This window comes from Bacillus sp. RO1 (assembly GCF_012524115.1).
Lineage (GTDB): Bacteria > Bacillota > Bacilli > Bacillales > Bacillaceae_I > Sutcliffiella_A.
The window spans coordinates 1-12068 of sequence record NZ_JAAZWB010000079.1; the positions used below are offsets into that span (position 1 = coordinate 1).

Annotated in this window: 11 protein-coding genes; all 11 read right to left on the reverse strand. The window is 40.0% G+C overall.

Annotated features, from left to right (window positions below):
• Positions 1 to 631: 631 nt before the first annotated feature.
• The 11 genes from HC179_RS13390 to HC179_RS13440 all read right to left on the reverse strand — a co-directional run bounded on the left by HC179_RS13390 (position 632) and on the right by HC179_RS13440 (position 11935).
• Positions 632 to 3370, reverse strand: a complete 2739-nt coding sequence (locus tag HC179_RS13390) for a GTP-binding protein (protein WP_168864763.1) — start codon at positions 3368 to 3370, stop codon at positions 632 to 634.
• Between the two features lie 363 nt (positions 3371 to 3733).
• Entirely contained in the window at positions 3734 to 4249 is a 516-nt protein-coding gene (locus tag HC179_RS13395) for a CBO0543 family protein (RefSeq protein WP_168864764.1), read from the reverse strand.
• Between the two features lie 125 nt (positions 4250 to 4374).
• Entirely contained in the window at positions 4375 to 4947 is a 573-nt protein-coding gene (locus HC179_RS13400) for a hypothetical protein (RefSeq protein WP_168864765.1), read from the reverse strand.
• A 13-nt stretch (positions 4948 to 4960) separates the two neighbouring features.
• Complete coding sequence (locus HC179_RS13405; protein ID WP_168864766.1) at positions 4961 to 6142, reverse strand: ParM/StbA family protein; 1182 nt, start codon at positions 6140 to 6142, stop codon at positions 4961 to 4963.
• A 332-nt stretch (positions 6143 to 6474) separates the two neighbouring features.
• A complete protein-coding gene (locus HC179_RS21295; RefSeq protein ID WP_168864767.1) occupies positions 6475 to 7440 on the reverse strand; it encodes a 2Fe-2S iron-sulfur cluster-binding protein in 966 nt (321 codons plus the stop codon).
• Positions 7441 to 7460: 20 nt separating this feature from the next.
• Positions 7461 to 7934, reverse strand: coding sequence for a hypothetical protein (locus tag HC179_RS13415; RefSeq protein WP_168864768.1), 474 nt, complete (start codon positions 7932 to 7934; stop codon positions 7461 to 7463).
• On the reverse strand, positions 7931 to 8881 hold the full coding sequence (locus tag HC179_RS13420) for a heme-dependent oxidative N-demethylase family protein (protein WP_168864769.1): 951 nt from the start codon (positions 8879 to 8881) through the stop codon (positions 7931 to 7933). The genes HC179_RS13415 and HC179_RS13420 overlap by 4 nt, the downstream gene beginning before the upstream one ends.
• 109 nt (positions 8882 to 8990) lie before the next feature.
• Complete coding sequence (locus HC179_RS13425) at positions 8991 to 9794, reverse strand: alpha/beta fold hydrolase (RefSeq protein ID WP_168864770.1); 804 nt, start codon at positions 9792 to 9794, stop codon at positions 8991 to 8993.
• Between the two features lie 76 nt (positions 9795 to 9870).
• Positions 9871 to 10065, reverse strand: coding sequence for a helix-turn-helix transcriptional regulator (locus tag HC179_RS13430; RefSeq protein ID WP_168864771.1), 195 nt, complete (start codon positions 10063 to 10065; stop codon positions 9871 to 9873).
• A 4-nt stretch (positions 10066 to 10069) separates the two neighbouring features.
• Positions 10070 to 10594, reverse strand: a complete 525-nt coding sequence (locus HC179_RS13435) for a DUF6773 family protein (protein ID WP_168864772.1) — start codon at positions 10592 to 10594, stop codon at positions 10070 to 10072.
• A gap of 363 nt (positions 10595 to 10957) precedes the next feature.
• On the reverse strand, positions 10958 to 11935 hold the full coding sequence (locus HC179_RS13440) for a zinc-binding dehydrogenase (RefSeq protein WP_168864773.1): 978 nt from the start codon (positions 11933 to 11935) through the stop codon (positions 10958 to 10960).
• Positions 11936 to 12068 lie beyond the last annotated feature (133 nt).

Consider the following 12068-nt stretch of genomic DNA (forward strand, 5'->3'; position numbering starts at 1 on the left):
TGTTGTATATATTTTATACGTACTAGAATGTTTCAAATTTTACTATATTATCCTTGTAACTGAGATTTTAATAGCGTCGGCGGGTGAGAACTTCTCTTCTCTTTTTTTCTCGCTAATGGAGTCTTCATACGTGCTATGAGATCCTCTCTTCTCCTTTTTTCTCTCCACTGTGGTCTTCATACGGGCGATGAGAACCTCTTTTCTCCTTTTTTCTCGCCACTGAGGTCTTCATACGGGCGATGAGAACCTCTCTTCTCCTTTTTTCTAGCCACTGGGGTCTTCATACGGGCGATGAGAACCTCTCTTCTCCTTTTTTCTCGCCACTGAGGTTTTCATAACCGCGATGAGAACCTCTCTTTTCCTTTTTTCATGTTACTGAGGTCTTCAATACTACCTTGAGGACCTCAACCCCATAAACGACAAAAAAGCAGGCCTAATTATTATGCTAATTAGACCTGCTTTTTTAAATGTTATCTATAAATTTGGGTTAGCGTGCAATTTTGGTAAGAGCGGGTAGGGTCAGGCACCTGCATTGGTTTGCTGTGATTCGTTTTGTTGTTTGTTTTAGGTGCCAGACCCTTGCATTACCTTTTGTTTTTCACTTATCTAAGTTGCTGCAACCAATTTGGTTTTAGTACGTTGAAAGCATTTCATTTTCTTCGCATGCTTTGACCATGAATTCGTATTGGAGTAGGCGTGCTTCGAATAGTTTCAGTGGGTCGTAGTAGCGTTCTGGGCTTGCTTTCATTTGTTCTAGTTTTTTGTTGGCATTGTGGATGGCGCGTTCTGTGTCTTCCACTGTTTTGTTCAGTTCTGTGAAAGGTGCTTCGTAGAACATGTTGATGTCGGCTTTTAGGGCTTTTTCGAATAGATCAAATTCAAGGAAGAATTTATCTACTACGGATTGGGCAACATCTGTGAAACGTTCGTTTTCAATATATTTCTTATATTGAGTGAAGAGCAGTTGATTGCTTTGCTGCAAGGAACCGAACAGGCGGCCTGCACCCTTTAGCAGGAATTGAGTGGTGTTCGGACGGTTTAGAATGTTTTCCTTTTCCACTTCCACTCTGCTAAGAATTCTGTTGATGTCACGACGCCAGTCCTCCATGACCTTAAAGTCGCAGTTTAGGTGCATCTTCTCTTCCTTGTAGAGACCGTTGAATGTGCCACTCATTTCATGCAAATACTCCTGGCTGTCAATCAGTTCACGGTTGGATGTATCGAGCCACAATTGAAGCTCTTGACGCAAACGAGGCAATAGATCTGAATGCATATAAGTTCGGATTGTTTCATTCATGCGCTCATTCAATTCGTGATGTAAAGTTTTAAAATTGCTGTCTTCTTTGACATAGCTAGAGCATTCTCTTAGCAAACGAGGGATGGTTTTAGTTGCTTCTCGTTTCATCTCAATCGACACAGCACGGTAATTTTCGGAGATACTACGGATTTTCTCTGACTCCGCATCATGCAGGTGATTGATGAAACCACTTAGCCTGCTTAGAATATCCTCATTGAACTCAACCGTATTGGTCAGGTTATCTTCCATCGCAATGCGACTATCCAGCAATTCTGTTAAAGTCGAACGAATAAGCTGCAACAGTTTGGTCGCACGGCGTTCTTCCACTGCTTTTGCACGCAGTTTGAAATTGGCTTCCATAAAAGTTGCCAACCCTTGGTGCTGCTTGCTTGCAGAACGAAGGGAAGAGTAAGGAAATACTCTCGCATCCGGAAAGAACTCGTTGATGCGGTGTTTTGCTTCTTCTACAATCTGTGCTGCTTCTGCTTCGTGGAAGGCGGTATCCATTTTATTAATCACAAAGTGTACCGGCACTTCCGGCGCGTGTTCTTTAATTTTCACCAATACTTTCAGTTCATCTTCTGTAAAAGGTGTTTGCGCGTCTAAAATGTATAACAGCCCGTCTGATAACGGGATATATTTCATTGTTTCGTTGTTCTCGATCTCATCCACACTGAATTCCGGTGTGCTGATTAAGGAGTATTCCTCGTCTTCTAGGAACTGTGATGGCCACTTAAGGTCGATCAAGGACCCTTGTTGATGCTCGCTAATATCTCCCAGGGCGGATGTACCTTTTGTAGAAATCTCATTCATCTCGGCAATATCTCCGTCGGAAGAAACAAATACTGGAACCGTTTCATCTCCAAGAAGCTTCTCGCCAATTATGGAATTGATGAAGGAAGTTTTCCCATTCTGAACAGTCCCTGTAACAACTAAATGCTTTCTGTTTAAATTGCTAAGTTGAGAAAATAGCCACTTCTTTTGATGTGCCACCTCAAGATGGTTGTCTTTTGCCCAATTAATTAATGTCTTGAACAATTCAACCGTATAATTCAGTTGAATGCTATCGTGCTCGTAATGGAAGATTCTGTTTTCTGCATCCGCTAAAACATGCGCAGGTAATGCTGTTGGAAACACTTCATTCCAGGACATGACAGCTGCAGATGCAAACAAGGATTTCGACCTATTAGATACCTTCAGCCAGTTTCCAAGTAGATCTGGGACAATGCCTTGCAGTTCTTTTATTAAGTATTCTCCCTCGATAAGAGATAAATAGGTTCGTTGGTGCAGCTCCTCCACTTTCGTCCAAGAAACCTCCGAGTCTCTATCCAAGGCCATGAACAGACTGTTTGCAGTTTTCACCCACTCCAAATACATTGGATGATTTACGTAACTGTTCCATAAAGCCGCCGTAATATCTTCAAATTTCCGTTGATTAATCTCTAGTAATCTCAACAGAACCTCTTGAAAATAATCAGGAGTAAATTCTCTCGTATAGCCAACTTCTATATAATTCTTCAAGCAATCGTACCAAGCTTCCGATCCTGTTCTTAATGCCTCATTAACAGCCAACTCTACCGCATGCTGACTATCTTCTTGCTCTTCATAAAATGTACGAGCCGTTTGTGTGACATGCGGATAATCTGGATCAATCGCAATGGCTTTTTTAATATTCTTATAGGCATTTTCCAATTTTTCACGCTGAATATATAACGTAAATAGCTGAAGTGCCACTTCTATTTTAAGCGTCTTATTATCTGTATCAATTTTAGAGTAAATATCTTCTGCTTCTACTAGCATTCCAAGGTCGTAGTATGCGTCCGCAATATTTTTCTTCGCCCAGGGCTCTAATTCATTGTGAACATTCTCCCATTTATAGATGGCACTCTCGTAATCCTTGCTGTGAAAATATACTTCTCCTTGTGCATAGCGGATATAAGAGAGATCAGACACTTCATTGTTCTGCTCTGCCAGGAAGGCTTCTCCAAGCACTTGCACGGGATGCTTCGTTTCCACATCCAGCATAAAGGTTTCAAAATACGTCTTACTTATTAGTTTGTTTTCCTGTGTCATTTTACCCTCCACCAATCATTTCACATTATTTTCGTAATTAAAATGATCTAGTAACTTCGTCTCTTGTATCTATTATTGTTCTCCTGGTATATAGTTCGGTTACTATTTGGATTTTAGGACCATTCTATTCTATACCCTTTTTACTGTAGCTATAACTATTTTAGCTAATTATTGTCCCCATACTATCATATTTCCCGGGAATAAAAAAAGAGCCTAAATGGTTAGGCCCTTCCTACTTTTGACGGTCTTTTTTTATCTCGTTTTCAATATAAATCCACATGATGATATAAGTTGTAAACAGTAAGAGTAAAAACACTGGTACAGACAATACATCCCGGATAATCATTGATTCAACACCTCTTATTACTTGAGACTCTCCCAAGGAACTGGAAAAATGAATACAAATAGTATTCCCAATAGAATGGAAACTAATAAAGCTCTCACAGGATTTTTGTCATGCATTCTTAAGATGATAAATAAAGCCAAGTTTAGAAAGATGTTATACCAGTTGTTCCAGCCATTATCGTATACATACATCCCTTTTAAAGAAAACAACCACTCTAATGCTGTATAGAAGGCTACCCAAGCAGCTAAATAGATAAATTGATTGCGTTTTTGCTTAGGGAAACGCTGCAAGAAGATAAAAAGGCCAGCCGGTACGATGATAAATGTAAAAGCTAGATTGATGAACGTATGATTCAACCAATCCAATGTCACACCCCTGAATGCCCATAATGTATGGTTAAAATAGACCATATTATGTGTCATATTCACAACGATAAAAAACAAGACCGTAGGATAATGTTTCCTCCAGTTGGCCCAATCTATGAACCGGTACGCAAATAATATCCAAACTACGATAACCAATAATAAATACATAGAGTCCTACTCCCGTCTTTATTTCTTTTTTTATAGTTATGGTCATTTCATTCGGAATCTATTCTTTTTAATGGAAAAAACATAGATAAAAAGGCCGCTAATTTCATAGCGGCCTTCCGGGTCAATCACTTATTCATATGTGAGAGAAAATCTCCCAATATCTTATCCACATCTTCCACATCCAACTCTTCCTCTTCTTCCGTTGATGCCTGCTCTTGGAGAGCCGCATCCCAGTCAAAAGTGTCTAAGTCGTCATCGTTTAACACTTGAGGATTGAACTTTTCAGCGGTCTCTTGATCAGATTTGTAAGGCTTTTCCTCTTGAAGGTACAAGGCTTGGTCAATGTCCGTGGAATTGCTGTTCATCGCAGCTAGAATACTTGTTGCCCGAACAGGATCTGCAAGCAATTGATAGACGATATTGCCTAGCAATGCTTCTGAATGCTGATGCTTCAACCAATCTCTCTGTGTTTTAGATAAAGATTTTGGAAGAGGAATAGAGATCGTCTCTTTTTCCCGTGCATGTGAGCTTGTCACACCTTGGAGAACAAATTCCGCTATTTTACTAGAGAAATTCCTTCTTTCCGTCTCTTTAAGACGCTGCAAATGCTTTATTAGATGGTCCGGCGTATCAGAGGGGATACGGAAAGAAATTGCTTGTCCCCTCTGAATTCCCTGACTCGAACTGGTATTCTTCATCCAATCACCTTATTTACGCTTTCACAGGTTTTTGTTGGTCTTTTGACTCTTTCTCTTTACCTGTTTTCTTTACATAGTCAGCAATCAATTTGTAGTAGGCGTTTGCCATCATCCAGATGCTTTCCTTTTCATCTTCAAAGAAATCGATGTTATAGCCATCTAAATTGTTGTTTAGTGTTTTCAAGTATTCTTTCAACACTGTGGAACCACCGCCGACAAAGTAGCAGATCTCTGTCTGGGAGTTTTTCTGCCAAATATTTCTCAACAGTCGGTATTGTTTTTTAGCTAAGTCTAAAAGAATGCGGTCCGTGATGTCATGCACACTCGTTCTGCTTCCGCGTACCATGATGTGGTTGCGGTCATTCTTTTTCGTAATGATTTCCACTACATCTCTTCTGCTATCAAGCTCAATGCCGTGTTTAGAACGGATCTCTTCTCTAATTTGCTCAAGCGCTTCAGACACCCCAAGATTAAAGCCTTGTGCTTTATCATCATCTACATTACGGTTCTTGATAACTGCGATATCTGTGGAAAGACCGCCAATATCTTGGATAAGGATGCGCTTGTCGATCAAATCTTTATTAATGATATTTCCGTTATTATCCAACACAAGGTTAATGTAAGCAGCGAATCCCTCTGGATAAACCTTGATTTCATCAAATTTAATATTCACTTTGATGCCTTGGTATTTAGGTGTAATTAAGAATTCCACCTGATGAACAGAACCTAGCAATTTGGAACGATAGCCTGCATCCTTGCCTTCTTTCACTTCTCTTAATGGAAGACCTGTTCCTAACGTGTAATTTGCATCTACTACATTTTTATTGCGTGGGAATGTTTTTTCATTTTGCGCACTTACAGCATCCAAAGCTAATGTAGCAAATAACATGACTAATGTTTGGTCTTCTTCGGACTTGCTGCTGCCTGGATCTAATTCTGTTGCATTATTGCTTTTTGTTGCCAGATTTCCAATTCGATAGATTGCGTTATTGTCCATCAGGGCAGGGGAGTGAACACGTACATGGATACCATCTAGTGGATTTTTGCTGTCTAACTCTTCAATCCCAATTACTGGGCGATCTTCAATATCTCTAGCGATAACATTTGGAATGTTTAATTCTGAATCCAACTTTCCAAAAATAGCTTTAATAGAATCATTACCTACGTCGACTGCTGCAATTCTCGAATAAGTCATTGTTCATCTTCCTTTCTTTTCCTCATTACAATATTTGTTTCCTATAGAAGAAAATAAATCTAGTAGTTATAAGTTAAGCGTACAGAAAGTTTCTCTACTATTCAATCATTCTCAAGAAAAGTAATGAAAGTGTAAAAAATGTTTACGTTAATGTATACAAAAGCATACTTGTATACACTTATCGTTTACTTGTATTCTTTTATTGTACACATCCCTTTATATCAACATGTTTACGTATTTGTATACAAGTCCACTTATTTGTCTACGTTTGTATACATTATGTATACTTGTATACGATATTTGTAAACTTCCACGATGTCCCATTTTTATTTCTATTTTTTACTGTAATCAACCTTTAAATTATCCGTTTTACTTCTGGATACACATGGTAAAAAACAAGTTTGAGATTCTTTCTGTTTAGTTGATAAGAAGGAATCATAGTGTTCCGCCTCCCCTTCCAGGATGGGAAGTTCACACGTTCCACAACGGCCAACCTTACAAGAATGAGGAACAGGGTAACCTGCTTCCAATAAAACTTCCAAAGTGGACTTTTCGTCAGGAACAGACAAGAAGCGGCCATTTGTGAGCTCTAGTATGAAAGGACGAGCCTTATGTATGTTAGGTGGTGAAAAATATTCGTAATGAATGCTTGCAGAAGGGTAGCCAATGGATGTAGCAACACTTGAAAAAGAGGAAGTAAACCCTTCTGGACCACATAAATACACATGGGTGCCAATATACTGATCTACTAGAATGTTAGTATCTATTCGATTTTCGTGTTTAGTGAAGTAAAAATGTGTTTGCTGTGGGTATTCTTTTAGTAAATAGGAATAGAATGCACAATCTTCTTTTGTTTTTGTAGAATAATGAAGTTCAAAGGAAGCACCCTGTTCTTTTAATTCAATCATCATAGATAAAAAGGGGGTAATACCAATGCCAGCAGCAATCAAAACATGGTGGCGGGCTCTAAAACTAAGAGGAAAATAGTTTCTTGGGAAACTAATTTGTAAGATATCTCCTATTCGGGCTTTATTATGTAAGTAAGTTGACCCTCCAGATGATTTTTCATGGTGTTTGACCGCAATTTGATAGTTATCCGTGCTATCCGGACTACCAATTAACGAATATCTTCGTTCCATCTCCCCTCCCCTTCCCTTCAAAAATAAAATGATGTGGGAACCTGGGCTAAATGCCGGTAATACCTTATTGTCTGGATCCTCTAAAGTAAACCGCTTAATGGTAGCAGTTTCATTTGTAATTTCTGTTATCTTTACCTCTAACCTATGATTTAGGATCACCGCAAATCTACCCCTCACTTTTAATTTTGTGCCACATAGCCTAAATAAGCTTCTTTAACAGGCGAATAATGATCGGATAAATCCAACTGTAAGTTGCAAGCAGTACAGTTCACATGTTCACCTATATTCAATGTATAGTTAACTGTTGAAATGAAGTGGCACCTACAACAAAAAACCCTCTTTTTTTCCTTTCCTACGATAATGTATTGAGCCTCTTCAGAGGAATATCCGAGCTTTTCAGCTGTACATATGACTTTTCTTAGCTTTTTACCTTCTGCTGCAACATAAAGAAAAGTCCCTATCTTTTGCATCTCAAGCTTTTTGTCCACCTCAGAAGAACACTCCAAACTCAGGTGTATTTCTTCAAAAGACATCTGGTCGTTTGATAGGATTTGCTTAATGGGATTCAAGCTATTTAAACCTTTTTCATCTCCACAAAGAACATAGTGCCTTTTTCCTGGTTGGAAGATTGGTTCGTTCTTTATATCGTTCACAGAACGCCCTCTCCTTTCTTTTCGATATATGCCAAAACCTTATCCTTATATAATGAAATCCCTTTATACTCTACAATATGAGACGGTAGCTCTACTAAAATTTGATAGAATTGTCTTCGCCACTCAGGAATTTCTATCAGTTTCTCTAGAGGTAACAGATGTGTATGTATGGTAAACAGGATGGCATTAGAACGAGGTAAACGAAAAAGCTTTTGCACCTCTACCCGTAAATGCACGAACTCGCCTGCATTATCAACCGTTACATTTTTTCTATCCTTTCCCCATACATCAAAGGTTTCTAAGGAAGTGTCCATTCTGTTCCCGGCCATAAGGGACCAATTTTTCCTCCCCCATGGATTCCCAGCTTCCAGCCTTAGCAGAAATTGAAGAATTCTCTCGTCCCACCCTTCTTCCTTAAACCCCGGAATTGGAAAATGAATGTTTTTAAAGCTCATGCCATGGTTAAAGGCCAACGACCAATTAGCAGGAAAACAGAGCTGGCCGGCATCCAGGTACAGATCTCCATCTCGCTGCATCATAAGGATAAGATCTTCTTGCACATGTCTCCCAATGAAATCCAAAGGTTCATTAGGTAAAGTGGAGTTATCTCCAAGATTGAATTCATATTTTTCTTGAGTAAGGTGGTTGATAAAGATGTGATTTTGTCGCTCTTTTTTAAGGGAAAAACTTTCTGGAAAATAGCTAACCAGGTCTGTCATGACAAGCTCCAATACTTCCCACTGCGCCTTATTTGTATGAGAAAATGATTCATAACAACGAGAATGGTGTTCCGATAATAAGGACCTTTTTAGTTGTATGTCCTTTAGATAGCTCCCTGTAATCTCTATACTACTGGGAGGAGTGAGGAGGGTCGAATTATTGGAGTAACGATAAGAGTCACCTTTGAACGGATAGGGAAACCTCTTTAATTCTTCGGTCAGTTTCATATCTCTCGCCTCTTTTTCAGAATATTTTATACTTTTATTCTAAGGAAAAAGACCTGGTTCTTCAAGATGAAGTGCCTGGCCAGTCATTTCAACTGTGGCCAGGCACTTTTTAGAGGGAATTTATAAAATTGGATACTTCTTTATTAAACAATTCCGTTTCTTCAAGGAAGGGGCAGTGGCAGCTTTCCTCAAACAGAATCAGTTCACTATTAGCTATTGATTTCTTCAAGTGCTCTCCCGCTGCAACTGGTATCAGCTTCTCCGCTTTTCCAAAGCACAGCAATGTTGGTTTGGTTAAGGCGGGGAAAGTAGAGCGATAATCCACCACCGATTGGTCAAATAATATGGCACTTGCTACTCCTGACGTAGGTTTCATTGTCTCCACAAGCATCCAGGCCATCTCTTCAGGCTCTACAGCCTCTTTAAACATGAGCGGAATAAAGCCCTTTAGAAAGCCTTCTCTGTTATCTTGGACCTCTCTCATGAAGTGGGTCAAGGTTGGCAGATCAAAGGCACCGATGGGAAAATCAGGCCACTTGAAGTCAGAAGCAAGTTCATCTACTATGACCGTTCCTCTTACGTTCGCCTCCCCGAATTGCTGTAGGTATTCCCAGATTACAAACGCTCCCATCGACCAGCCAACCAGCACAACATCCTTCAGATCCAGTTTAGTGATGAATGCATGCAGATCTTTTGCATAAGTGGAAATGGTGTGACCTTCATTGACTTGTGCAGAGTCACCATGCCCCCTCAAATCGATGGTGATGGCACGGTGTTTTTGGCTGAAATGAGGTAGCTGTTTATGGAAGAACTTCCTGCTCATCCACACTCCATGAATAAAAATAACTGGTGTCCCCTCTCCTTGGTCGTCAAAATAGAGCTCTACACCAGATTCTATTTGGATTTTAGGCAAAAAAATCCCCCCTATAAAATGTTATACAAAAGTATATTTTCATAGAGGGGGAATTATCTCCATTTGAAGTTTGTTTTCACTCTTCCCAAAATAATTGATCTAACGTTTTAGATAATGCTTTGCATATGGAGAGACAGAGGCTGAGGCTTGGATTGTATTTGCCGAGTTCAATTAGGCCGATTGTTTGCCTGGACACCCCTACAATCTTGGCCAGTTCGTCCTGAGACAAGTCTTTTTCCACTCTCGCCATTTTCATTTTTAAGTTTTTCATGTGATCACCGCTCTATTTCGTCTTCATTTAATTCTTTTTCTGCCGCCTTTTTGCTACGATTCATCGCAGCAAGGAACGTACTTCCTGATAACAATACTAAAAACGGTATATATATCATTAAAGAAACAAAGAACACCATGAAAAAGTAGGAGTATGCCTGTGCAGTCGTGTCCGCATAATTAAGAGCGCTGTTTAAGCCGAAGAAAATTGCAATGATGACACCAGAAGCTCCACCCCAAAAAAGAGTCTTCCACTTCATGGGCACCTTACTTTTCCGATCGTGCATTTCTACTTCATCTGACAATACACCCATGCTTGCACCCCTTGCCGTGTAATAGACACCTTGCAGGAAAAGTATTGCTAACTCTGTGTAAATGGAGCTGACAGCAAAGCCGTATTGGTAAAACTTAAATCCTATGGAGATAAGGCAAATCGCCATCACTAGAAAATAGATTTCCCGGTAAATCTTGTTTTGAGCAGTCACAATCCGCTCATCTTCCACCTTTGTTGCTCCGCCGAAAATATTCATTCCTACCACCCCTTTGTGAAATATGGAATACATTTACTATTATACATTTTAAATTACTTTATGCAATATATATATGTCATTTAGACAAATATAATTTATTAATAGGTAAAAATATGAAATTTATTTAAATGTATTTAGAGGAGCTTTTTAACACTAAAAACTTTTCGGGCGATTTTCAGGGGTTTTCGGGCGATAATTTAATTTTACGGGCGAAAATAGTAATTTACGGGCGATTATGCACTGCAATCGGGCGATAATTTCAATTTACGGGCGATTTTTACGATTATCGGGCGAATCTAAATATCCGACAAATTCCGCAAAAAAAAGCCGAGATCAGCATCTCGACTTCTTACTTTTAGCATCTTACATCTTCACAATAATCTTTCCTCTTACATGCCTTCCCTGCAGCTCCTTCAGCCCTTCTACCAACTCTTCTCTCGGAAGGACCTTCATCACAAGAGACTCAAGTCGTCCTTCTTTCACCATTCCCATCAACTCTTCTGCCATAAAAGCCAGATTGCTGACTGCACGATCTTCTCCACTAGCGTGTGCAGCCCCTAGAGCTACCTCATGGATGGATGGAGATAGTGAGAATGGTTTGACACCGGAAAGGTCTGGTGCGCCTGCAATGTACGCCAGATGGCCTGAAAATGCGAGACGTTCTAAATCTGCTGTTGCCACATCTCTGCCAACTGTATTTAATATCAAATCTGCTCCTCGTCCGTTTGTTTCTTTCATAATACGTTCCGTCACATTTTCTTCTTGATAATCAATAGCAACATCCGCTCCAAGATTCTTTACCCAATCGTGATTGGATTTAGACGCAGTAGTGAAAACTTTAAGGCCCTGCATTTTCGCTAATTGGATTGCAAAACCACCAACCCCACCTGCACCTGCATGAATAAGAATGTTCTTCTTATGGGTAGCATTCAATTTTTGAACGACAGCTTCATATGCTGTCATTCCAGCACATAAAATGGCTGCTGCATCTTCCAAAGAAACTTCATCAGGAATACGACCTGCTGCGCGTGCATCTACAACAGCATATTCGGCAAACGCACCATTTTTAGCAAGGTTTGTGTGGATTGCAACGCGGTCGCCAGTGTTAAAACCGGTAACGCCTTCTCCAACTGAAACTACCTCACCAGCAAGGTCCACACCAACAATATGTGGATAGCTCCATGCTTGGTTGCCGTTCGTAGCTACTTTGTAGTCAACAGGATTCAAGGCCACTGCTTTAACTCTAACTAACAGTTCCCCGTTTCCTTCTTTAGGGTCTGCAATCTCTCCCCATACCAAATGATCAAGACTGCCTGCTTCTTTTAATAACCATGCTTGCATTTGTTCTCCTCCTAGATTGGATATATATTCTATAAACACCGCTGGTGATTTCCGCAAAAGGCTTCGCGTTCCTAGGGGCGCTGCTGGAGCCTCCTCGGCAAGCCTGCGGGGTCTCCACCTAGCGCTATCTCCC